Raw genomic sequence first — 24,227 nt, 5'->3', positions numbered from 1 at the left:
ATCTATAGCAACCGCCAAGGCGCTTAAGGCATCAGCCCGCGCAGGCGGGCTTTGTTTGTATAGCCCCACCCTTAAGGGTGTGGGATAAAAAGTGGCTTAACTGCCTTGGCGACTGCTATATAACTACTCTAGGTGTAAGAAGAAGTAGAAATTCGGTAAAAAAAAGTAGAGAGATTTTTCTCTCTACTTTTTTTACTAATTTTGCGCTATTAACTTACTCAACAGCTTGGGGAAGTGGTAGTACTTCTCGTTTCTGACCTAACTCCACCTTCACTTGACCATCTTCACCAACGTCAACAACTGCTGCGTTCCCATCTTTAAGGCGACCAGAGAGGATTTCCTCAGCCAGCACATCTTCCAAGAGACGCATAATTGCTCTACGCAGTGGTCTAGCACCATAAGCAGGGCTGTAACCTTCTTGTACTAAACGATCCTTAAACCGTTCGGTTACTTCCAAAGACATTCCCTGATCATTTAAGCGTTTGAACAACTCTTTGAGCATGATGTCGGCGATTTCCTTCACCTCATCTCTCGTTAGTTGATGGAAGACGATGATTTCGTCAAGACGATTGAGGAATTCTGGACGGAAGTAATTCTTGAGTTCTTCGTTGACCAAAGAGCGAATCCGGTTGTACTGAGATTCAGTTTTATTTTCACTGAACTCGAAACCAAGACCGCCGCCACCTTTTTCAATCACCTTAGAACCGATGTTAGAAGTCATAATCAGCAAGGTATTCTTGAAGTCTACCGTGCGACCCTTTGCGTCAGTTAACCGCCCATCTTCTAAGATTTGCAGCAACATATTGAAGACATCGGGGTGAGCTTTTTCGATTTCATCGAACAGGATCACGGTATAAGGACGACGACGCACTGCTTCGGTTAACTGACCGCCTTCGTTGTAACCGACATAACCTGGAGGCGAACCAATCAGCTTAGAAACTGTATGGCGCTCCATGTATTCGGACATATCCAAGCGAATCATTGCTTCTTCTGAACCGAAGAAGTAAGACGCGAGAGATTTAGCAAGTTCTGTCTTACCAACCCCAGTTGGACCTGAGAAGATAAAGCTTGCAATCGGTCTGTTGGGGTTTTTCAGACCAACACGAGCGCGACGAATAGCACGGGAGACTGCCTTAACAGCGTCTTCTTGACCGATCAAACGCTGGTGGAGGGTATCTTCCATGTGCAGCAGTTTTTCGGATTCAGATTCCGTCAGCTTGTTGACAGGTACACCAGTCCAAGAAGCGACAATTTGAGCAATATCTTCTTCTGTGACTACTGGTGAAGCTTCATCGCTACTCTTAGGATCTGACTTCTTGGTTTGAGCGATTGAACGGATTTCGGCTTTGATTTCCATTTCGCGATCGCGCAATTCACCAGCCCGATCAAAGTCTTGCGACCTTACAGCTTCGTCTTTTTCTTTAAGAACCTTACGCAGTTCCTTATCTAATTCCTTCGCAGCCGCAGGTAGCTGAGAGTTAATCAAACGCACCCGCGAACCAGCTTCATCAACTAAGTCAATTGCCTTATCTGGTAAGAAGCGATCAGAAATATAACGATCTGATAGTTTCGCTGCTGCTTCTAACGCGAGATCAGAAATCTTCAGCTTGTGGTGTTGCTCGTAACGTTCGCGCAACCCGTGCAGGATTTCAATAGTTTCATCAACTGTTGGTTCACCCACCATTACAGGCTGGAAGCGACGTTCTAAAGCAGCATCCCGTTCAATATGCTTGCGGTACTCATCCAGGGTGGTTGCGCCAATACACTGCAACTCACCTCTAGCTAAAGCTGGTTTGAGAATGTTGGCTGCATCAATTGCGCCTTCTGCTGCACCAGCACCAATTAATGTATGTACTTCGTCAATTACTAGAATGACATTTCCAGCTTGACGAATTTCATCCATAATTTTCTTGAGTCGTTCTTCAAATTCACCGCGATATTTGGTTCCAGCTACTAACAAACCAATATCTAAGGTGACGACTCGTTTTTCTTCTAGGATGTCAGGAATATCGTTGTTAGCGATGCGTTGGGCTAAACCTTCTGCGATCGCAGTTTTACCAACTCCTGGTTCCCCAATCAACACTGGATTATTCTTAGTACGACGACCCAAAATTTGGATCACCCGTTCAATTTCTTTACTCCGTCCCACCACAGGGTCAAGCTTACCGTCTGCTGCCATCTGGGTGAGGTTAGAGCCAAATTCGTCCAGGGTTGGAGTCTTTGTTCTACCTTGGCTACTCGCACCAGCGCCTACCTCTGCCGTTTCGCCGAGCATCCGAATCACTTGCGTCCGTACCTTAGAAAGGTCAACGCCTAGATTTTCTAATACTCTGGCAGCTACGCCTTCCCCTTCTCGAATTAGCCCCAGAAGCAGGTGTTCGGTGCCAATGTAGTTATGCCCTAGTTGACGTGCTTCTTCTAAGGATAACTCTAGAACGCGCTTGGCTCTTGGGGTGAAGGGAATTTCCACCGCCACGAAACCAGAGCCTCGACCTATAATTTTTTCTACTTCAATTCGGGCATCTTTAAGATTGACACCCATAGATTTTAAAACTTTGGCGGCTACACCAGTTCCTTCCCCGATCAGACCCAGGAGAATTTGCTCTGTACCGACAAAATTATGACCCAGGCGACGTGCTTCTTCCTGAGCCAGCATGATTACCTTAATGGCTTTTTCTGTAAAGCGTTCAAACATGGCTTTTTTCCATCACCTGCTGCTTGCCAGTGTACGCTGATTCTAACATAGGGAAATCTCTCGGCTGGTGTATTAGATGCCATAATAGCGCCGAATTTTGTAGTAGTTTCCCTACTACTGTTGTATTAAATAGCAATCAGCTTGGTTCTGGCTTAAGTTACATAGCTTAGGTTTTGGTAATGATTTTTGACGACTAAAATTCTTTATTGTTTTGGAAGCGGGGATCTGCAATTAATAAATTCCAGCCTTTAGTATCCAAATTCGCCTTAATTTCTTGCTGCCATGCCATTAATATTTTGTTGAATTCAGCAGTTGCTAAATGATTACGCCATAAAATTACAGCATCTTCACCAGTATCTTGGTAGTAGCGGCGACGCTTACCCACCTCCTGAAATCCAAATTTTTTATAGAGATACAAAGCTGTTTGATTAGATACTCTGACTTCTAATGTTGCCCGCTCTAATCCTTGTTGATGAGCAAGATACAGTAAACCATAAAACAGCAACTTACCCAACCCTTGATTTTGATATTCAGGATTGACAGCTAGTAATGTAATATGAGCTTCTTCTAAAATTGACCAAAAACAGCCTAAACCAATTAATTGAGATGGGATTTCTGCTTCAGTACGCGTTGCTACGCCCAATGAATTGGAATTTAAGGCGTTGCTTTGTTGTGCGGTTAGCTGCCCTGATTGAGAATTATTAGAGGTTTCAAGATCGTAGTTACTTTGGCTCTTGCAATCAACGCTCTTAGAGCTTAAGCATACAGTCAGGAAATGACTGCTACTACTTTCCAACTCTCGTCGATAACCGTCTAAAGTCCAATGACCACCGAAACAAAGTTGGTCAAGCTCGACTACGGCTGGAAGCTGTTCAGCTTTTAGTGGTTTAAGTTCTAAAAAAGACACAGTTTTTAATTGTACACTAACAATAGGGGACAATTCATGGTCAAAAAGTTATAAGTTAAAAGTGAAGGGGGAACAGTTAAAATTTATTAATTAGGAATTATTTATGTTACAAGCTCCTGCTCCTTCTGTTGGAGGAGACTGTGGGGAGAAATGATGTTCAATAAGTCATTGCTGCTCACTGTTGATTGCTAAATTATTTCTCAGCCCTTAGTTCTAACTCACTCGGAAAAACATCACATTATGGTATCGACTCACACGATTGAGGTTCAAAATTCTGGACTTCAGTATCTACCGAAAAATCAGGCAAATCGCTCACCCAATCAAGAACTTTTACCTATAACTGCTCAAGTTAACAATCGCGACTGCCTAGAAGTTGGTGGCTGTGATGTCACAAGCTTAGTACAGGAATTCGGTTCACCTTTATATATTTTGGATGAAACGACGCTTTTGACTACTTGCAGTCAGTATAACGATGCGCTCAAGAGGTATTATCCTGGTCAGTCGCAGGTTTTATATGCTTCTAAGGCTTGGAATTGCCTTGCTGTCTGCGCGATCGCCAAAAGTGTCGGTTTGGGTATTGATGTAGTATCAGGTGGTGAGTTATACACTGCTCTGCAAGCAGGTGTCAGCCCGAATAAAATTTATTTTCATGGCAATAATAAATCCATTGCTGAACTAAAATTAGCGATTCAATCCGGCTGTACGATTGTAGTAGATAACTGGTTAGAGTTGCAGAATTTGGTAGCGATCGCAGATTCAAGCTCTAGTGAACCAATCAAAATCATGCTCAGGTTGACTCCAGGCATTGAATGTCACACCCATGAGTACATACGCACTGGTCATTTAGACAGTAAGTTTGGTTTTGATCCTAACCAAATTGAGCAAGTATTTACTTTCCTGAGCAAAAATCCGGCATTAAATTGTCTAGGTTTACACGCTCATATTGGTTCACAAATTTTTGAGCGCCAACCGCATCAAGATTTAGCTGGTGTGATGGTTGAGTGGTTCGATAAAGCAACTAAGTATGGCTTGCAATTATCAGAGTTAAATGTCGGCGGTGGCTTAGGAATTCGTTATACAGAATCAGATGATCCGCCTAGTATTGAGGAATGGGTCAAAGGTGTTTGTGAAGCTGTAGTTAAAGCTTGTGAAAATCAGCAAATACCTCTGCCAAAATTACTTTGTGAACCAGGGCGATCGCTAATTGGTACTGCTTGTGTTACTGCTTATACTGTAGGCAGCACTAAGGTAGTTCCAGAAATTCGCACTTATGTAGCAGTTGATGGTGGGATGTCTGATAACCCCCGCCCAATTACCTATCAGTCTCGCTACCGAGCAGTTATTGCTAATAAAATGTCTGCTGATGCTACAGAAACAGTGACAATTGCTGGTAAGCACTGTGAATCTGGAGATATTTTAATTAAGGATGCCCGACTGCCTAAAACTGAAGCCGGAGATATTTTAGTAGTTATGGGGACGGGTGCTTATAACTACAGTATGTCTTCTAACTACAACCGCTTACCCCGTCCAGCAGCAGTTTTAGTGAGTAATGGCGAAGCAAACCTAATTTTGCAGAGGGAAACCAACGAAGATTTAATTAGGCATGATCGTTTACCCGAACGCTTGGTCAATAAACAGTAAAAACTTAACAGTAAATGGCTATTTAGTAACTAATAACTGATAACTGTTAAGCGGTTAAGGCACTAAATAGCATAAAATCAACCCATGAGAAGTTGATAGTAGTTAGTTGTTAGCTAATTGCTATTAGCTTTGTCAGATCAGCCAACTTTAGCTAAGTTGATAAACGTTCAATGCCTTCGGGTACTGGTTATGACCCCGCTTGGGCTAAATCCTTACTGCTTCACAGTGTAGATATAGGATTAGTTCTAGCTCTCACATATCTAGTGCTGCTCATTATTGGGGAGCGACGTACTCTGTGGATGGTGCGAGGCTTAATTGTCCTGATGCTAGCAGCCGCAGTCAGTAAACAACTGAAGCTCGAACTATTAAGTTTTGTGCTGGAAAAATTAGTGCTTGGCTCTGCGCTGGCGATGGCGGTGGTATTTCAATCAGAATTTCGCCGCTTTTTAGAACAGCTAGGGCGAGGACAAATTTTGCAGTTGTTTCAACCTGTCCGTCGTGCTATTCCCAAACCAGATAGTGTGATCGATGAAATGGTGGATGCGGTAAAGGAATTGTCGCAAAACCGTACTGGGGCGCTGATGATTTTGGAAACTAATAGCCCGATTGATGAGCGCGATTTTTCGGTGCCAGGTGTTAAACTTAATGCCGAACTTTCTAAGGAACTGTTGCAAACCATTTTTCAGACGACAACACTATTACACGATGGAGCGGTTTTTATCAGTGGCGATCGCATTGTTGCTGCTGGGGTAATTTTGCCACTTTCGGATCGTACAGCTTCCCGACAGTTGGGTACACGGCATCGGGCAGCAATGGGAATTACTGAAAGAGTCGGAAATTGTGTGTGTATTGTTGTATCTGAAGAAACAGGTTCCATTTCTTTGGCAGAAAGAGGAATACTCAATCGACCATTGACCAGCAGTAAACTTAAAGAATTGCTGGAGGCGAAATTTTCTCCAGCCCGTGATGAGAAGGCAGTCGCACCTGGTTTACGCAGTCTAGGACGCAAAATTCTCGTTAAAGGGCAGACAATTTTCAGCCGTGTTTTTCGTCTGCCGTCATCCACTTCTCAACGGAAGAAATGACTCCCAAGCCAACTATTTTCAAAGAGCTACCTGCCGATATCGATCAAAACCGCCTGCCTAAGCACGTAGCGGTAATTATGGATGGAAACGGCAGGTGGGCTAAACATCGAGGTTTACCACGAATGATGGGGCATCGGCGCGGGGTTGATGCCTTGAAAGATTTGCTGCGCTGCTGTAGTGACTGGGGCATTCCAGCACTTACCGCGTATGCTTTTTCTACGGAAAATTGGGGTCGTCCGTTGGAAGAAGTTAATTTTTTGATGATGTTGTTTGAGCGGGTGTTACGGCGCGAACTGGAGGAGATGATCCAGGAAAATGTCAAAATTAGGTTTGTAGGAGATTTAATGGCGCTACCAGCGTCGCTGCAAGCAGAAATTGAGCGTTCAATGGCGGTTACTGCCAATAATCAAGGCACTTGTTTTACTGTAGCGACTAATTACGGTGGAAGACAAGAAATTTTGCAAGCTTGTCAAGCGATCGCACTTCAAGTACAGCAAGGTTTACTAGAACCTGATGCTATTGATGAAACTTTATTTGCTAAACATCTCTATACGGCGAATTTAACTGATCCAGATTTATTAATTCGTACAAGTGGGGAGATGCGAATTAGTAACTTTTTGCTATGGCAATTAGCTTATGCAGAATTTTATATCACAGAAACTTTGTGGCCAGATTTTAACCGAGCAGAGTTTCATCGAGCTTTGTCTGCTTATCAAAAGCGCGATCGCAGATTCGGAAAAGTATGAACAATTAACAAGTATGGTAAATTGATTGATTCAGGTTCTATCTTTTAACTTAAAAGTTCTCCTAATAATTGACTGCATCAAACTAGGAAACATCCGGTTAGCTACGGCGGACATATTAGCAGAGCCTACCAAAACCTCAGACTTGCGATTTTTCAAACCATCCCAAACAGCATTTGCCACATCTTCAGGTTTTTCTACCACAGGTACAGCAACCACCTGTTCTACCTGTTCACGGCGCACTTTAGTATCTTCTTCATTCTTACCCCGAAAAATTGCCCGTTGCAAAAAATTACTCTTAATAATACTTGGGTAAATTCCGCACACATGAATGCCTTTAGGTGCTAACTCTGAATGCAAAGCTTCCGTTAAACCTGTCACCGCAAACTTAGTGGTAGTATAAGGCGTTAAATAAGGTAAAGGAACTTTACCCCCAATCGAACTGATATTAATAATTGTTCCACTACCTCCTTGTAAAAAATGAGGTAATAGTGCATGAATTGTGTGGATATATCCCCATAAATTTGTATCTATAGCCTGATGCCAATCACTGAGAGAAAATTCCTCAACAGGACCAGAAATATAAATACCTGCATTATTGACCAACACATCAATAGAACCATAATGTGCCAGTGCCTTTTGCACAAGTACATTCACTTGTTCAGCATCTCTCACATCAGTAGGGACAGTGAGTACATCACGACCAAGTGCTTTTATTTCTTCGGCTGTAGCTTCTAAGCGGTCAGCATGACGCGCCGCTAGTACCAGATCATATCCTTTATTAGCCATCAACAAAGCTATTGCTTTACCAATTCCTTCCGAACCGCCTGTAATTAGTGCTGTATAACCCATTTTCTCTACCCCAAGCTTATTATCTTGCTTTTTTAGTGTCTTAAACCTTGGTTAGTAAACCTTCTTTCTTGCGTAAGATATTTATCAGGAAATCAGGGATTGAATATTCTAATTTTAAATGGCAAATTTAGCTAATTTTTATGTGGGCTTTTACTTCTATCGTGGGATAGATTGACTACTCCAAATTTTTATAAATCAACAAAATTATTTTTTTACTACTATCTCTAAGGGCGTAGGCAAAACTTATTAAACAGTCAGTGTTCAATAACCTCTATTACTAAAGCAAAGCCTCGCTCTAAAGAGGTGGATAATTTTTGCTACTAAAGACAGATAGCACCATCTAAGCTGGTGGCTAGTATGTGAATATAACAAATTGTTAAGTAATGTAAAAGGTTGAAACAAAATGCAAACTCGCCCTACTGATTTACCTCCTGTTGCTAGTGCTTATAACGGCAAAGATCGCAATGCATTCTTGTTTGGATTAAATCCTCAAGCAGAATTGTGGAACGGACGTTTAGCAATGATTGGTTTCCTTGCTTATTTACTCTGGGACATCGCTGGCTATAGTGTTGTTCGTGATGTATTGCACGTGCTACCTCAGTACGTCGTTCGTTAATAGTTAATTAATAGAAGTTTAGGGCTGGCGGATTTAGAACTTTCTAAAACTGCCAGCCTATTAGCAATTAATAATTAACAATTAATAATTAGCTATACTAATTTTGATTTTTATTGGAATTATGCACATTTAATTAAAATTATCTCAAAATAAGGATTTTCACAATGTCCATTTTCTCATAGGATAATTAGGGCGTGCTAAATATATATAGCATTTAGCTTATCAACCATTACCGGAACCTTAGACGGAGTAACAGCGTGATCCAATCTCAGCAAGCAACAGCAAACCGAATAGAACTTAAGTCAATGCTCAAAAGTGGAGGGAAGTATTATGCAGTTATCATTGCGATCGCAATCTTAGCAGTATGGGTATGTAGTATCGCCCTACTAATGTCGCTAGATATTTCCCGGCTACCTCTCTGGGGGTTATTAATTGCAATTGCTTGGCAAACATTTCTATATACAGGCTTATTTATTACTGCCCACGATGCCATGCACGGGATAGTTTTTCCTCAAAATCGCAAGATTAACGATTTTATAGGTACTTTATTTCTCATATTATATGCTTACCTTTCGTATGAAGAATTAGAAAAAAAACATAGGCTACATCATGGTCATCCAGCTAGTGAACTAGATCCAGATTTTCATGATGGCAAACACACCAATTTTTTTGCTTGGTACTTTCATTTTATGCAAGAGTACTGGAATTGGGTACGCTTTGTAGCTTTAGTTGCTACATTTCATACTATTCAATACACACTACCTATATCAGAAGTAAATCTTACTTATTTCTGGGTGGTTCCTTCTATATTAAGTTCGCTGCAATTATTCTATTTTGGTAGCTACTTGCCACATCGCGAACCTAAAGAAGGATACAGTAATCGTCATAACGCTCAAACTACTCGATTGCCTGCTTTCTGGTCATTTATTACTTGCTATCATTTTGGCTACCATGAAGAACACCATGAATATCCTTATATGTCTTGGTGGCAGCTACCAAAAGCTTACAAACTGAATGCCAAGAGTTTGTAAAAATCTCACACAGTTAAATTCCAGAAATTTCAAATTTGTCTTCTCACTAATTTAATATTACAGCTTAGAAAACCATTTAATTTTAATTAAAAATTGGTCATAAGTTGATTACAGGTTTTTTATTAAAAACTTTAACTTTTTAATTGAAAAAATTAGACCAATGAGCATAAGTCAATAAAATCTTGGGTGATATCTGCGCCATCTGCGTCTATCTGCTCACATCTGCGATAAAAAGATATGACTAATACACTTTTAGACAACCAAAAAATTGAGTCAGAAACCCCTAAACCTCGTTTGTGGATGCCAGAACAGGTATTATTTACACCTGCTGCACTTGCTGAACCTTGGGGACAGAAAATTAAACAGCGAGTAGAGTCTTTAAATCTGCCTATTCAGGAATTATCTGCAAATAGAATAACTGGTATACGCGGTGAAACAGAACGGGAAACTTATAATGTTGCCAAACGTACTCTTGCAGTTGTTAATGCACCGCCTTCTGCTTTTAAACTTAGTCCTATTCCACCTTCAGCCGACTGGCAGTTTCACTTAGCCGAAGGATGTCCAGCACACTGCCAATACTGTTATTTGGCAGGTAGTTTGCAAGGACCTCCAATAATTCGTGTATTTGCTAATTTACCTCAAATTTTAGATAATTTGAAGTCTTTCGAGCGACCAAAGGAGGAGACGAGTTTTGAAGTAAGCTGTTATACTGACCCACTAGGAATTGAGCATTTAACCGGAAGTTTAGCCGAGTGCATTCGTTATTTTGGCACTCGTAGTGATGGTTATTTGCGTTGGGTTTCAAAATTTGATGCGGTGGAACAATTACTAGACTTACCGCATAATAATCACACACGCTGTCGTATTAGTGTGAATGCTGAATCGGTTTCTGGTCGTTTTGAAGGTGGTACAGCGCCAGTAAAATCTCGGTTGCAAGCTTTACGAAAATTAGCATTACCGCGATCGCAAGGTGGTGGAGAATATCCAGTAGGTTTGGTAATTGCTCCAATTATGCTACTTGATGATTGGGAGTTGCATTACACTCGCTTATTTGACTTAATTAGTGAAGCAATTAATTTTGAGTGCGATTTAACTTTTGAGTTAATTTCACATCGTTTTACGCCAGGATCAAAGGAAGTATTACAAACATGGTATCCAAGCTCAAAGTTGGATATGAATGAGGAAACCCGCAGTACTAAACGTAATAAGTTTGGTGGCACTAAGTATGTTTATGATACGGATACAATGAAAAAGCTACGCCGCTTTTTTGAAAGTGAAATTCAACGGCGTTATCCTTTTGCCCGTATTCTTTACTGGACTTAATTAGTTTGTGGAAATCATCAGTTACATAAATACTTTGGTATCAGTAAAGGTTTAGATAATTAACCACAGATAAACACAGATAAACACAGATGGAATAACTGAGTTATCGAGTATACCCCTCCCCAACCCTCCCCTTACCAAGGGGAGGGGGCAAGATTTATTTTGGATTAAGTTTTGATCATAAAGATGTATTTGCTGGGGAGCGATCGCTCTTTTGTTTCTGGAAAACTATAAAATGTTGCTGAGGTAAAAACTCTTGTGTTTCTTGCCAAATTAACCCTGCTGCTGACATTTCTTTTTTGATTTGCTTAACAGTCATTTTATGCACCCCTTTGATCAGAATAAAGGGATTTTCCTTCCTATACTCCACTAAAACAACCCGTCCATTTGGCTTAAGTGCTTTAACTACATCATCCATCATTTCAAATGGATATTCTAATTCGTGATAAACATCTACCATCAAAGCTAAGTCTATACTTTCTGGTGATAAATTTGGCGAAGTGAGATTAGCTAAAATCGGCTCTACATTAGTAATATTTTTTTCTTGCTTGAAAAAATCAATAATTTCTAGCATTTCTGGTTGAATATCTACTGCTAAAACTTTTCCTTCTGTTACGTAAGGAGCAATCATAAAGCTAAAATAGCCTGTTCCTGCTCCAATATCTGCCACAACATCAGTTAATTTAAGATTGAGAGCTTTAACTACTAAAGAAGGCTTCTCTTCATCTTCGCGAGTAGGTCTTTCTAACCATCCTGCGCCTTGATGCCCCATAACTTGAGCAATTTCTCTACCTAAATAAAACTTGCCAATGCCGTCAGGGTTATGAATTGTGCGCTCTTGGTAGATAGAATTAAATTGAGCGATCGCAAATGCTTTATCTGTTACATTCGGTGCTATTAACCCTAATGTAACTAAGATGATTAAAATAACTACTCGTAAAAAGTAAGGTCTTAATTTCTGGGTAATTATTTTCATAATCTCATTAACAATGATCATATTCTAGGATTTGATAGCTACTACTCTTAACCTGCGGTAATCTGCTATCCAGGTTCCATCTCGATACAAGGTTGGCTTTAAACGTTGCTCAAGTGTGGCAATTACGCTATCCTGTTCGGCAGCCGAATATTTGGCAAGGATAGTACTTGCAAACATTCTTATCCAATTAGCTAAACCTGCTTCTTTGTCTGCTAACGGTGTGGGACGGTCAAATAAAACCGCGTAGGTGACATCAAAACCTTGTTTTTCTAAGCGTGTGGCATAATCACCGATGCTAGGAAAATACCAGGGATTGAGGCTTTCTAAGGTGGTAGAACCTGTTGATTCTAGAATACTAAAGAGAGTTGATGCGATCGCATAAATATTCCCTTTCCCACCAAATTCTGCCACAAATCGCCCCCCTGGTTTTAATGCCTGCCTAATGCAACTAATAACTGCATCTGCTTCTTTAACCCAATGCAGTGCTGCATTAGAAAAAACTGCATCTAACGGCTGTGCAACTTGAAAATTTCGTGCGTCTGCTACTGCAAATGGGATAGTCGGATAGTTAGCTTCTGCCTTAGTAATCATTGCAGCAGAACTATCAATTCCCATCACCTCTGCACCTAAACTGGCAATTTTTTCAGTAAGTTGTCCAGTCCCGCAACCTAAATCGAGAATTCGCTCTCCTGGTTGAGGAGAAAGCAATTCTACTATATCTGCGCCATATTGCCACACAAAGGCGTGTTTACCTTCATAAAGATCAGCATTCCAGCTAGTTTCTGGCATAAAAAAACGCTCCTATCTGCAATTAATAGAACTATAAGCAAAAATAAGTTATCCCATCTGTGTGCATCTGTGTTTATCTGTGGTTAATTATCTAAAATTTAATTTATGCAAGAGATTCATTCAGTATTTACGCATTTTAACTACTTAAATAACAGCAAATTAAAAATCCCCCGCTATCTTTGCCAGAATTGGCGGGGGATGATGTTAATTTACTTTTTAGTTTGCAATCCTGACTAATTTATCGGAGGCTTGCTGAAGGTGAGGTCTTATTAACAGGAGGTTTAGCAAGCGGGTTGCTTTTTAAAACTGCGATCGCTTGAGCATATTGAGGATCGTTAGTAGTACCAAGCATTGATGGGTTACCTACTAACTGCTTGCGCTGATCTTCACTCAAGTCTAGCTTAATATCTGGCGTTACTCCCTTATGGTTAATATCAGTACCATTAGGTGTGTAATAGTGTGCTACCGTTACAGCTAAACCAGAGCCATCAGACAGAGAATGAACCGACTGCACTAATGCTTTGCCAAAAGTTTGACTCCCTAGCACTGTACCACGTCGATTATCTTTGATTGCACCACTGAGAATTTCACTGGCACTAGCCGAGTTACCATCTACCAAAACTACTAAAGGTAGCTTGGTTAACGCTGTATTATTAGCCTTAAATTCTTCATTGTCTCCCCGCCTATCCACGGTGCGAACAATTGCACCCTTGTCCATCCACATCCGACCAATTTCAATACTGGAGTGTAGTAAACCCCCTGGATTTCCTCGCAAATCTAACACAAAAGCATTTACTTGCTTGTCATTGAGAGTTTTGATCGCTTTGCTCATCTGCTCACTTGCATGAGAACTAAACTCATTTAAGCGAATATAGCCTACGCGGAGATTTCCTTCTTGCTTCACGGAAGAACGCACAGCAGCCAGTTGAATCTGAGCGCGAGTCAACCTGAGATCGAATATACCCTTGCCTGGTCGTGACAGTTTGAGTGTAACTTTCTTACCTGCCTCTCCTCGGATCAGTCCAGATGCTTGATCCAAACTCATGCCTTTAGTTGATTTACCATCAATTGCCACTAGCTGATCGCCTGGTTTGACACCAGCCTTAAAAGCAGGGGAATCTTCAAGTGGTTCAACAATTGAGATAGCTTTAGTTTTTTCGTTCATTTCCAAGCGAATGCCAACACCAGACAATTCACCGGAAGTTTGGTTAGTCAGTGATTGGAACTGTTTGGGGTCCATAAACCGAGTATAAGCATCGTCCAATTTTCCCAATGCTTCTCGGATGGCAGTGTATGCTTGTTCCTTTGTTGTGTAATTTTTACTTAATAGCTGCTGTCGTACTGCTTGCCAATCATTTTTATTAAATGTGCCGTCTACATATTCGTTGTTGACTACTTGCCAAGCTTCATCAACTACTGTTTTTGGGCTATCTTGTAGTGCGGCGTGGACTGAGCGACACCAGGTAGGCGCAAATAAATATGAACCAGTAGTGAATGCGATCGCGGAACTAACTAAAGCAGTTTGGAGCAACGGGAACTTTTTTGGAGGTTGATTCATGGGGGGTGGCTAAAACAAAGTTAATATTATCAAACTTGTTAAGTAATTATGCTTAGACAGGCAACAGTCTACTTTACGCTTTTAGAGATTGTAAGCTTTTTTCACTATTGCTGTTGTGATCTCAGTTAAGCTCAAAACAACTTTTTTCAAAAGCTCCTTACTCTTAAAAGAATACATGAATTTTTGATCGGGTTCTTCAGTGTTATTACTGTTAAGGAAAAATTTTTTCCAACTAAATTAACATTTTTTGTCATTTTGCAGGTAAATATATGGAAGTGTGATTATATTTAAGTTCACATCCTCGCCTCAACTTTCAGGAAATGCCGAAAGTTAATTTTTTGAAATCTGTCGTTATTAAATAACTGTTCCTTGAGATTGTTTTCATCATGGTCAGAAAACAACCAAATAAACTAACTGCACATCGCAGCAAGTACCAACATTGTTATCGGTTTATATACAAACAGTTACTATTGTCTATTATAAGTTTAATTTTAGGGATTTGGCTACTAATTAATCCCTGAAGTTTAGGCTTGGCAGCTTCACGACGAGTTGATGCCTTTTTTGTACTCGGTGGTAGTATTCAACGGGAAATTTATGTAGCACAGTTAGCTCAACAGTATCCTGAGATACCAATTTTAATTTCTCAAGGATCTGAAGAACCTGGCGTTTTGCGGCTTTTTCGACGTGAACAAGCTTTGATTGAGCAAGTTTGGTTAGAAAAATGTGATAAATTTACTTTTGACAACTTCTACTGCTGAAACCTATAGAGGACAGAAACTTCAACTTTTGGTTGCACCTGGCTAGACGAACCTTCTATTTACGCCAGGTAGGAATATTTCGTTTCGATGGCGGCAGTATGCGATCGCGCTGACAGCGTAAATGTGATAAGCCTGTATCCGAGATTGAACGCATAGTTCAATTAGTTCTTCCCTTTTTCTATTGTTTTTATAGATAAAAAAATATGATATAATTTATTTTTATGTATGTATGGATACATAAATACAGCTTTTAACAATTAAACCTTAAGAGCTAGTTCAGACCATATAAAAAGTAGTAGCCTTCTAGAAAATTAGATAAATAAACCGTGGGTATGGATCAGCTAGGTGCGGCGGAACCTCCCATTAATTTCAGCAACCTTCTTCAGATTCAAATAGTAAAAGAGTGTTAGTGATCAAAATGGCACCAATCCTAAAGCGCGTACTTAATAAAATAGTAAAAGAGTTTTCGCAAATTGAATGCTTTCGAGTTCCTGCCGAACAAGCTCATCAGGAGTCTATAAAAAAATATGCTAGCCATTTGCCGAAAATCTCTGCTGCTGATTCTGCTATTGTTAATGCTCTCAAAGAGGAAAAAATTTGTGTTGCATCTTTAGCAGATATGGCAATTCCCTCTACATCCGAAGTATTGCAGGCTTCTCAACAGCTATTACCCAAACTTATTGCCACTCCAGTAAAGAATCCAAGTGAATCCGTGATTCATGCAACTTCCGATGAAATGATAAAATACCCATCCATATTTTTGTGGGGTCTTGAAGATAGACTGCTGAATATTATTGAGAATTATTTAGGTCTTCCCGTTGCCTATCAGGGCTTATATCTGCGTAGAGATTTAGCCAATGGCTTACAAAGCAGGACAAGACTATGGCATCTAGACAAGGAAGATTGGCGGATGCTTAAAATTATTATTTACTTAAAAGACGTGGGTCATGATGATGGACCATTTCAATATATTCCTAGATCTTTAACGCATACAATATGTGGAGCGATTAACCACAACTATGACGGCATCCAAGATAAGGTAATGGAACAAGTTGTACCTCAATCCCAATGGAAATCCTGTGTTGGTTCTGCTGGAACTGTAATTTTAGCTGACACAGCTAGTATTTTTCATCGCGGTAAACTGCCTATAGCATCAGATAGATTAACTATATTTTTCGACTACACCTCTAAAAAACCTAAACATCCCTATTATTGTAAATCTTCTTTTTCACTTAATGAATTAATCCAACTCAATAGCCATCTATCTCAATCTCAAAAAGATTCTGTTTTATGGAACGAGAAGCTATGGAAAGACTATCATAAAAAATTAAACCAAACTACCATATAATTCGCTGAGGTTGAGTTTGAAAATCTTATTTTATAGTTGAATCTTCAACCGTCCCTCATTCTCCGTCCATGTAATCAGGGTGTGTTCAAAACCTGTTGGTAAAAGTGACCGCTAATATTGAGCTAATAATTTTTGTTTAAAATAGAATAAGTAGGAGGAAAAAAGCTGCTGTTAATTCTGAGCCGTTTGAGTTGGAGCAGTTTATGTCAAAAGTAGATTACTCCTTCAAAGGTTAAAGTTTATAATTAATTAACAACACACCGACTCTAGCGGAGCAGGTTTGACAGTTAGCTCAACGCCATAATATTGATACTTCATTTATGCCTCAATCTCTTATGGTTGACGACCAAGCGACGCTTCTGTTTCGACAAGGCTATGAGCTATGGAATCAAGACCAGCACGCACAATCACTTGCTGCCTACACTAAAGCAGTTCAGCTTAAACCTGATTATGTTGATGCTTGGTATTACTTGGGATATAGCTTAGAGAAATTAGGGCGCTACGAGCAAGCACTTGCCAATTACGATCAAGTTATTCGTCTGGCTCCCAACCATCCCTATGCTTGGTATCGTCGAGGAGGTTTGTTATTAACAAAAATACACCGTTACGATCAAGCCGTTGCCGCGTATAAAAATTTTATACAAATACAGCCTACTGACTATGAGGGTTGGTATTTTTTAGGTGATGCACTGCTCAAATTAGAACAATATTCGGAAGCAGTAAACTCGTATTGCCAAGCAGTTCTGATTAATATTACTAACTATTGGGATTGGTGCGAACGAGTTAATAACCTTCAGCAATTGCAACAACAGCCAGAAGCTATCAGGTTGTGTGAAGCAATAGCGATGGGTTTAGGTAATAGGGTTGCTACGACTGACATTAGTGATTACGAACGCGATGCTCTCCATGAATGTTTGTATGTACTATCCGATTGTTTTCTAGGACTAGAGAGCTATGAGCAAGCTGTCATCATCTGCAATAAAGCTCTTCAAAGCAAGCCTAATGAACGTTTATTTTGGTATTCTTTAGGTAAGGCACAAGAGCTATTACAACGCTACGATGAAGCAATCAAATCCTACGAGGAAGCAATTGAAATTGAGCCGAATTTTTTAGAAGCTAGTAAAGGGCTTGAGCGAGTACTACTTTCCCAAAAAGAAATCGGCGAATGATGGGTAGCAGAAGATGTGATAAAAAAGCTTACCTATAAACAGTTTCACGAGCCATAGATTGAATAGTAGTCAGGGGAACAACATAGAAGTAACGTTGATAAAATTGTTCTTCGGCTACTGCTGCTAAAAATTGCTCGCTTGCGCTAGTAAGTTGATCTTCTGTATGGTGGAAATAGCTGTCAGATGACCAAATGATTTGGATATGGTTGTCGAATGTAGTAATCTGAAAACCAAGCTGTGTAAGGGTACGGAGTCCTAGCTGAAGGGCGCGATCGCTCACTCCTAACTTATCCTGAATTTGATCTAAAGTTACTGTTTTACCTGTGCGACTAAGGTATTTAGCAATTCCTACTAATTGTTCCCAAATTTTATTAGCGGGTAGTTGTTCGGGTTGTGGATATGCGATCGCTAGTTTATTATTAGTTTGAATTGCCCGTCGCAACCATACTTGTAAGTCATCCCAGCGAGTAGGACATTCTTCAAGAATTAATGCTGAAGATTGATGACTAAGTGCTGATGTAGACTGTGTATTAATAGATTTTTCTTCATCGCTAAGGTTGCGCCAGTCTAAAATCCAATCTAACTGTACATTGGTGCTAAATTGACGATCCTCGACAGTAGGACGTACAGCAATTAAGCGCACTTCTGGACGTTGTTTGTAGTTATTATAATCAAGTTCCACAATAGCATCACATCTTCCTGTGGGTACTTCATCTTTATAGTGTCCCCACCACAAACCAGGAAAACCTTTATCGGTGGTGAGATCTACTATTTCAAAGTCAGTTTTAATATATTGAATTTTTTTGCCTTTCGCATCCTGAGTATTACGATTCCAAACATTTTTAAACGAGCAATTTTTAATTAATAGCTTTGGAACAGGATTTCCCATACCACAAGGTTCTAGCAGTTTTAATTCCCTAAATAATTCTTTACCTAACTCCGCTACGGTTACAGTTAAATCTGCTTGAATTACTGGCATCATTAACGCGCCAGAAGCAAGACTTAGCTGCCGTAACTGTTGATTAATTGCTTCTGTAAATAAAGGAATATTTTCAATAGGAATACTTAAGCCAGCAGCAAAAGGATGACCACCGAAGCGATGTAATAAATGTGCTTGCGATCGCACTAACTGATATAAATCAATATTATTTACAGAACGCGCCGAACCTCTAGCTAAAGGGGTGAGGGGTGAGGGGTGAGGGGTGAGGAGTGAAGAGTCAGGTGTAAGGTTTGAAGCGTGAGGAGTGTTAACATGGGGCGTAGGTTGGGGCGAGTGATTATTATCTAAATCTCCTCTGCTCCCCTGCTCCACTTTTTCACTAAAATTATTATCACTTTCTGTACTTAATATAATCGTAGGTCTGCCGTATTCCTGGGCGACTTGACCAGCAACTAAACCTAAAACACCGCTAGACCATTGGGAATCTACAAGAACAATTACACTGGTGGTTGATAAGTCGAGTTGAGATAACTTATCTTTTACTTGCTGAGTAACATCTTTTTGTAAAGACTTGCGACGGGCGTTAGCTAATTCGGTTTCTAGCGCAAGTTGTTCACAACGCTGTTTATTTTTACTGGTAAGTAATTCAACACAAAAAGAAGCATCACCTTGGATACGACTAACAGCATTAATTCTAGGACCAAGACCAAAGGAAATATCTGTGGGGCGATCGCCACTTCTCTGGCATAATTCTAATAGCTTCGCCACACCTGGACGAGTTGGTTGTTTAGTTTGCTGTTGTAAACGTTCAATACCTTTTTGTGCTAAATAGCGACAATCACCACTTAGTTGTACTAAATCAGCAATTAAACCAATAGCTACTAAATCTAATAAATTTTCAACTGGTTGTTGCGGAACATCAGGCAAAGTTTCATAAAGTGCTTCCACCACCTTATAAGCAACAGCAACACCAGAAAGATTAAACAGAGGGTGATTTGTTGGTAAATAGCGGGGGTTAATAATTGCTACTACAGGCGGGCGTTCTGGTGGTAGAGTATGGTGGTCTGTAACAATAACATCAATCCCTAATTGTTGGGCATACTCGATTTCACTAATATTTGTACTGCCCGTATCACAAGTAATAATTAAAGTAGTTCCAGCTTTCGCAAGTTGATCAATTCCTGAATTGTTCAGTCCGTGAGATTCTGTCAGGCGATTAGGAATATAGTATCGTAGCTGCTGATTTTTAGTAAAAAATTGTCCTAGTCCTTCCCACAAAACGCTAGTTGATGTAATTCCATCTGCGTCAAAGTCCCCCCAAATCGCAACTACTTCGCCTGCTTGACGCGCTTGTTGCAATCTTTCCACGCAAAAGTGCATTTCCTGCCCAAATTCAAACGGACTTGCAGGTTGATATGAGTTTGGATTTAAATATCCTGCCAGTTTTTCAGTATCTCTAATTCCGCGTTGCCATAATAATTGTGCTGCGTAACGTCCATCTAATCCAGGTGCATGACGTTTAACTGCTATAATGAAGGTAGCAGGGGGTTGAATTAGCTGCTCAATTTGCCATTGTAGTTGGTCAGGCATCTTATTTTAAAATCCGTTACCACTTGCCCGTGTGTAAGTTGTTGATTTGAGAATTAACTATCAGCATTCTTGCATTTTAGCGAGATTTAACCGCAAGTTGCTAGTGATATAGCGGTTAGCGGTTAGCTTTTAGCAATTAGCTTTTTATGTAAATGTTTAATGTGCGGAATGAAGATGAAACAGTTTATAGTTTAAGTTACTACTCATAGGAACTCGACCATGCTTAACAAATCAAAATTATTAACCATTATAATTGGATCAATTGCCCTATTCTCTTTAAATATTCCAGCAAACGCAGCGCCTAAAATTACCAACCAATCAAAAGTATTGATTAATGGTATTGGGTCTGTGCAAGTGGGAATGACTGTCGCCCAAGCTTCAAAAGCTGCTGGGACAAAGTTAGTTTCTTCAGGTTCTATAGAACCCCAATGTTCTTACTATAATTTGCAAAACGGCACAAAAGATATTGCCTTCATGGTAACAAACGGTCGCATCGCCAGAGTAGATGTGTTAAAGGGACGTATTTCTACTGCTAGTGGCGCACGTATTGGTGATACTGAAGCTCGAATTAAAGCGTTATATGCTGGACAGATTCAAGTTTCTCCACATAAATACACTAATGGGCATTATTTAACATTTGTACCCAAAGATAAATCTGATAAAAACTTCGGTCTAGTGTTTGAAACTGATGGTAAGCGTGTTACTCAGTATAGATCTGGAAAACAACCTGAACTTCAGTTTGTAGAGGGTTGTTCTTGAAGATATCAGGGGTTATACCATTTCAAATTTTCCTCTTATATATTATGTACTGTGTAGAGACGTACTATTGTACGTCTCTACACAAATATTTGATGTGGTTTAGTGATTAAGTAATATGCGGAATGAGGGTTAAAAGCTTTGTAGCTTAAGTTACTACTCATAGGATCTCGATCATGTTTAACAAATCCAAATTATTAACTATTATAATTGGAGCGATCGCACTATTTCCTTTAAATATTCCAGCCAGCGCAGCACCTAAAATTACCAACCAATCAAAGGTATTTATCAATGGTATTGGGTCTGTGCAAGTGGGAATGACTGTCGCCCAAGCTTCAAAAGCTGCTGGTGCAAGTTTAGTTCGTGAACGTTATGGAGATTATCAATGTTCTTACTATCTATTGCAAAACGGGACTAAAGATATTGCCTTTATGGTAACAAAAGGTCGTATCGCCAGAGTAGATGTGGTAAAGGGCAGAATTTCTACTGCTAGTGGCGCACGTATTGGCGACACTGAAGCCAGAATTAAGGCGCTATATCCTGGTCAGATTAAAGTTTCTCGACACGCATACAATGATAAGGGGCATTATTTAACATTTGTACCCAAAGATAAGTCGGATAAAAACTTCGGTCTAGTGTTTGAAACTGATGGCAAGCGTGTTACTCAGTTTAGATCTGGAAAACAGCCTGAACTTCAGTTTGTAGAAGGTTGCTCTTGATCGCATTACTGGTTAACAATAATTGCCCATAAACTAGCTCCTAAAACCAATGTAGCTAAATGTTGTGGAATGAGCGATCGCACTTGCTGACGCGCAATTTCTTGAGTTAATATTACCGTTAATATCGCGGAAAAAATTAGTGTTGCTCCTTGCAAAAATGCAATGACCGCAGGGTGTGCTACCAACACAAATAAGCCTTGACCACTTAAACCAAACGTTGCCATAGTTACAGGCAAAATGCGCCCTGCTTCTCCTAAACCCAATTTTAAATAGTGGGCTAGATTTGCACCTAAAACCAATGGTAAATATCCATAAGCCAACTCAACAAATTGGCGGTTTTTGGGAATATGCCAGGTTAACTTTTCATTGCCCAACTGCAAGAGCCATATTCCACCATAAGCAAGTAAGCTGATACTAGCTGGAATAATTAAAGCTACTAAAGATAATCCCAGATGATTCCAAAATTGATTTAAATCTAAATTCAATCCTAACCAATATTCTAACTGGGGTAAACGGTGCAGAAACACCCCACCGAATAGCAACATTAACAAAGCAACTTCATAACTTCGGGCTACATGAGTTGTCCATAATTCAATACCTGGAGGACGCAAATTTAGCTCAACTGAACGGTGCGGACAAGCTTTTAAACAAGTCATGCACAATACACAATCTCGGTTATCTTCTAACTGCGCTGGGTGAGAATATACAGGACATCCCCCTGTCTCTAAACCTTCCCCTTTTTGAGCGCCACCTTTATAACATTGATAAGTCGTACATTCAGCAGAACAAGTGCCTTGTTGCGCTCTTAACTCAATCATCGAAAGCTTTGCAAATAGCCCATTCATTCCCCCAATCGGACATAAATATCTACACCAAAACCTGCGCTCAAAAATTGCCGAAAAAATCATTGCCCCCGCAGTAATTAATAAAAGTAAGCAAGCAGAAAGATAAGCGGTATTTTCTAAATGCCAAAGTTCTTCCCATAAAAAAATTAGGACAAATAAACCAAATAAAAACCATCCTCCCCACTTTTCGGCAGATTCTCTGGGCCAACGCTTGAGTTGCCGTGGAAACAGCCACAAAGAAAACTTTTGTGTTACTTCCCCATAAATCATAAACGGGCAAACAGAACACCATAACCGCCCAACAAAGGGAAAACTAAGTAATATTAAAGGCCACCACCAAGCCCAAAATAGATTTAATGCAAAATTTTCCGAGCGTTGTTGAGGAGCAAAAAATAAAATTCCTATAACAATAGGGAAAAACCATAAAGTAAAGCCATAATTAATTCTGTCTGGCCACCATTCACTACGCAAAAATCGCCGTAAACCTGGATGGGAATTTAATAAATTGACACGAAATAGCTGTTTATTAGGTTGTGCTGACCAAAAGATTTCTTCGGTTAATTGTGAAGCACCAGTAGATTGTACCAGCGCTCGTTCTACTAAATTTTCTAATTCCCTTAGATTGCCAGGAAAATCATAAGATTGTAATTGTCTTAAAGCTTCTGGCGTAACTGTGGGTTTAGAAAGTCCTTTAGCGCGACAAAACAAACTAATATAATAATCAACTTGAGATTTAATATCAGCTTTTCGCACTCGCAAAGGTGGGACTTTAATTACATGACCTACACAACGCTCCAGCGTAGGTAAATGTTTTTCCCCAATCATAATAATACGCGCTCGACAATTAAGAGCTTGTGCGGCTGGTTCTTCAGGGCGGTTTACAGGGGTGTAGGTTCCTGTTTGGAGTAATTTAGCGAGTTTAGGTGTTAATTCTGGGGGTAATTCCTGAATATTATTAAGTAGTAAAGTTCCTTCTCCTAACCATTCCAGTAGTCCTGGTTTACCGTTTGCACGACCAAATAAATCAGCACCACTTGTTTGCAAAGCACTACAATTTAGTTTAATCATCGGTTCTCGCCGATATGAGGAACTAAAGTGAATTAGAGTGGCGGTGTTATCTTTTTCTAGTCCTGGTTCACCGAAAATTAAAACAGATTTTCTGTCATCATCTGCTTGTCTAATTTGCTGTCGTAGGCGGGTAGCATAACGACTTTTACCAACAATGCCGCGTTTTGCCTTATTGATTAAATAGGGGCGTAAGGCAGTTTGACGTTCTTGCTCATAAGTAAGCTGAGAGGATAATTGAGCAAGTTCTTGAGCTACTTGTTGTGATAAAGCTTGTGTAATTTCAGGATAGTGATCTATTAATTCCTGAAATTTAGCGGCGGGAATAAACCAAAATTGGCACTCAGATAAGGTGACAATTGTTCTCTGGCTTGTTTGCCCTAATAATAACTCTTGTAAGTTGATAGTGGCTCCAGTGAGAAAACTAATCACCCATGCTGAACCTGTTTGATTAGTGCGATCGCCTTCTAATTTTCCTTCTAAAAGGATATATAACCCTGCTGGGGGCGTATTCTCTACCACTAAGCGCTGGTTAGCTGCCACTGCTTGGTCAGAGATGACGGTGGCGATCGCTTCCAATACCTTTTCAGGTAGCACGCCTAGCGCGGTTCGCTCCCGTAGCCAAACTGCGTTTGGAGTTGTCATTTTTGGCACTCCCATAAAATATGCTTTACATTCTAATGGTTATGGATAAAAATTACTAATTATAAAATTTCATTACTAGGATAAACAAAACTACGATGTCAGAAGTTGTCGATCTCTGGGTTCCCTTTGCACTGTTGGGTTTAATTGTCTTGGCTGCTATTTTTTTTAGTAAGAGT

At 40.0% G+C, this 24,227-nt stretch carries 19 protein-coding genes; 11 read left to right on the top strand and 8 right to left on the bottom strand.

What is annotated here, in order from left to right:
- Nucleotides 1-214: 214 nt before the first annotated feature.
- Nucleotides 215-2,695 (bottom strand): ATP-dependent Clp protease ATP-binding subunit, encoded by a 2,481-nt coding sequence (locus CRI9333_RS00875; protein ID WP_015201320.1) that lies wholly within the window; start codon nt 2,693-2,695, stop codon nt 215-217.
- A 193-nt stretch (nt 2,696-2,888) separates the two neighbouring features.
- The gene (rimI, locus tag CRI9333_RS00870; protein ID WP_041225811.1) at nt 2,889-3,602 is read right to left on the bottom strand and encodes a ribosomal protein S18-alanine N-acetyltransferase; all 714 of its coding nucleotides are present in this window, start codon (nt 3,600-3,602) and stop codon (nt 2,889-2,891) included.
- A gap of 240 nt (nt 3,603-3,842) precedes the next feature.
- Between rimI and lysA the strand changes: the two genes are divergently transcribed.
- From lysA to CRI9333_RS00855, 3 genes are all read left to right on the top strand, one after another.
- Nucleotides 3,843-5,243, top strand: coding sequence for a diaminopimelate decarboxylase (lysA, locus tag CRI9333_RS00865; protein WP_015201318.1), 1,401 nt, complete (start codon nt 3,843-3,845; stop codon nt 5,241-5,243).
- Between the two features lie 170 nt (nt 5,244-5,413).
- A complete protein-coding gene (cdaA, locus tag CRI9333_RS00860; protein WP_015201317.1) occupies nt 5,414-6,328 on the top strand; it encodes a diadenylate cyclase CdaA in 915 nt (304 codons plus the stop codon).
- Nucleotides 6,325-7,074, top strand: coding sequence for an isoprenyl transferase (locus CRI9333_RS00855; protein ID WP_015201316.1), 750 nt, complete (start codon nt 6,325-6,327; stop codon nt 7,072-7,074). Before cdaA ends, CRI9333_RS00855 begins: the two co-directional genes overlap by 4 nt.
- Nucleotides 7,075-7,104: 30 nt before the next feature.
- Here CRI9333_RS00855 and CRI9333_RS00850 read toward each other — a convergent pair whose 3' ends face one another.
- Nucleotides 7,105-7,923: an SDR family NAD(P)-dependent oxidoreductase gene (locus CRI9333_RS00850; RefSeq protein ID WP_015201315.1), complete on the bottom strand. Its 819-nt coding sequence runs from the start codon at nt 7,921-7,923 to the stop codon at nt 7,105-7,107.
- A gap of 403 nt (nt 7,924-8,326) precedes the next feature.
- On the opposite strand from CRI9333_RS00850, the gene CRI9333_RS00845 reads away from it, so the two are divergent.
- The 3 genes from CRI9333_RS00845 to CRI9333_RS00835 all read left to right on the top strand — a co-directional run bounded on the left by CRI9333_RS00845 (nt 8,327) and on the right by CRI9333_RS00835 (nt 10,893).
- Entirely contained in the window at nt 8,327-8,539 is a 213-nt protein-coding gene (locus CRI9333_RS00845; protein WP_015201314.1) for a chlorophyll a/b-binding protein, read from the top strand.
- Nucleotides 8,540-8,796: 257 nt separating this feature from the next.
- The gene (gene crtW, locus CRI9333_RS00840; protein ID WP_015201313.1) at nt 8,797-9,570 is read left to right on the top strand and encodes a beta-carotene ketolase CrtW; all 774 of its coding nucleotides are present in this window, start codon (nt 8,797-8,799) and stop codon (nt 9,568-9,570) included.
- A 237-nt stretch (nt 9,571-9,807) separates the two neighbouring features.
- The gene (locus CRI9333_RS00835) at nt 9,808-10,893 is read left to right on the top strand and encodes a spore photoproduct lyase family protein (RefSeq protein WP_015201312.1); all 1,086 of its coding nucleotides are present in this window, start codon (nt 9,808-9,810) and stop codon (nt 10,891-10,893) included.
- A gap of 178 nt (nt 10,894-11,071) precedes the next feature.
- Here CRI9333_RS00835 and CRI9333_RS00830 read toward each other — a convergent pair whose 3' ends face one another.
- From CRI9333_RS00830 to ctpB, 3 genes are all read right to left on the bottom strand, one after another.
- On the bottom strand, nt 11,072-11,869 hold the full coding sequence (locus CRI9333_RS00830; protein ID WP_157462217.1) for a class I SAM-dependent methyltransferase: 798 nt from the start codon (nt 11,867-11,869) through the stop codon (nt 11,072-11,074).
- Nucleotides 11,870-11,893: 24 nt separating this feature from the next.
- Nucleotides 11,894-12,658, bottom strand: a complete 765-nt coding sequence (locus tag CRI9333_RS00825) for a class I SAM-dependent methyltransferase (protein ID WP_015201310.1) — start codon at nt 12,656-12,658, stop codon at nt 11,894-11,896.
- A gap of 238 nt (nt 12,659-12,896) precedes the next feature.
- Nucleotides 12,897-14,216 (bottom strand): carboxyl-terminal processing protease CtpB, encoded by a 1,320-nt coding sequence (gene ctpB, locus CRI9333_RS00820; protein WP_015201309.1) that lies wholly within the window; start codon nt 14,214-14,216, stop codon nt 12,897-12,899.
- A gap of 530 nt (nt 14,217-14,746) precedes the next feature.
- On the opposite strand from ctpB, the gene CRI9333_RS24550 reads away from it, so the two are divergent.
- The 3 genes from CRI9333_RS24550 to CRI9333_RS00805 all read left to right on the top strand — a co-directional run bounded on the left by CRI9333_RS24550 (nt 14,747) and on the right by CRI9333_RS00805 (nt 17,491).
- Nucleotides 14,747-14,974 (top strand): hypothetical protein, encoded by a 228-nt coding sequence (locus tag CRI9333_RS24550; protein ID WP_051035303.1) that lies wholly within the window; start codon nt 14,747-14,749, stop codon nt 14,972-14,974.
- 418 nt (nt 14,975-15,392) lie between these two features.
- On the top strand, nt 15,393-16,322 hold the full coding sequence (locus CRI9333_RS00810) for a hypothetical protein (protein ID WP_015201308.1): 930 nt from the start codon (nt 15,393-15,395) through the stop codon (nt 16,320-16,322).
- 320 nt (nt 16,323-16,642) lie between these two features.
- Nucleotides 16,643-17,491 (top strand): tetratricopeptide repeat protein, encoded by an 849-nt coding sequence (locus tag CRI9333_RS00805; RefSeq protein ID WP_015201307.1) that lies wholly within the window; start codon nt 16,643-16,645, stop codon nt 17,489-17,491.
- 28 nt (nt 17,492-17,519) lie between these two features.
- Here the strand turns inward: CRI9333_RS00805 and CRI9333_RS00800 are convergent, their stop codons facing one another.
- Complete coding sequence (locus CRI9333_RS00800) at nt 17,520-20,021, bottom strand: single-stranded-DNA-specific exonuclease RecJ (RefSeq protein ID WP_015201306.1); 2,502 nt, start codon at nt 20,019-20,021, stop codon at nt 17,520-17,522.
- 219 nt (nt 20,022-20,240) lie between these two features.
- On the opposite strand from CRI9333_RS00800, the gene CRI9333_RS00795 reads away from it, so the two are divergent.
- Both CRI9333_RS00795 and CRI9333_RS00790 read left to right on the top strand, forming a co-directional pair.
- Nucleotides 20,241-20,780 carry a hypothetical protein gene (locus CRI9333_RS00795; RefSeq protein ID WP_015201305.1) on the top strand — a complete coding sequence of 180 codons (540 nt, stop codon included), beginning with the start codon at nt 20,241-20,243 and terminating at the stop codon, nt 20,778-20,780.
- Nucleotides 20,781-20,953: 173 nt separating this feature from the next.
- Nucleotides 20,954-21,496, top strand: coding sequence for a hypothetical protein (locus CRI9333_RS00790; protein ID WP_015201304.1), 543 nt, complete (start codon nt 20,954-20,956; stop codon nt 21,494-21,496).
- 5 nt (nt 21,497-21,501) lie between these two features.
- Here CRI9333_RS00790 and CRI9333_RS00785 read toward each other — a convergent pair whose 3' ends face one another.
- Nucleotides 21,502-24,051, bottom strand: coding sequence for a sigma 54-interacting transcriptional regulator (locus CRI9333_RS00785; RefSeq protein ID WP_015201303.1), 2,550 nt, complete (start codon nt 24,049-24,051; stop codon nt 21,502-21,504).
- Nucleotides 24,052-24,227 lie beyond the last annotated feature (176 nt).

The organism is Crinalium epipsammum PCC 9333 (assembly GCF_000317495.1).
In the GTDB taxonomy this organism is placed as follows: domain Bacteria; phylum Cyanobacteriota; class Cyanobacteriia; order Cyanobacteriales; family PCC-9333; genus Crinalium; species Crinalium epipsammum.
Note: the sequence above shows the minus strand (reverse complement) of the source record. Positions and strands in the feature narration are given on the sequence as shown.